The sequence below is a fragment of the Tritonibacter sp. SIMBA_163 genome (assembly GCF_046535935.1).
In the GTDB taxonomy this organism is placed as follows: domain Bacteria; phylum Pseudomonadota; class Alphaproteobacteria; order Rhodobacterales; family Rhodobacteraceae; genus Epibacterium; species Epibacterium scottomollicae.
Genome location: NZ_JAWJBP010001236.1, coordinates 1 through 239, shown reverse-complemented (window position 1 = coordinate 239; position 239 = coordinate 1). Strand labels below are relative to the sequence as shown.

Here is a 239-nt window from a genome sequence, read left to right as displayed (position 1 = left end):
GCCTTTCATACAGCGCAGCAGGGCCGTCCCGGCCCTGTCGTGCTGGCGTTGCCGGAGGATGTGCTCTCCGAGGCCGTTGAGACGCCCGATGCTCGGCCGGCGCGCCTTGCCCTGGGGCATCCGGGCCGCGAACAGATCGCCGAGTTGCGTGACCGCCTTGCCCGCGCCGAACGTCCGCTCGCGCTTCTGGGCGGCGGTGGCTGGAGCCCCCAGGCCAAGTCCGATTTCGAGGCGTTCGC

Annotated in this window: 1 pseudogene; it reads left to right on the top strand. The window is 71.5% G+C overall.

What is annotated here, in order from left to right:
• Positions 1-239, top strand: a pseudogene (locus R0J92_RS26255) (thiamine pyrophosphate-binding protein); the annotation flags it as partial.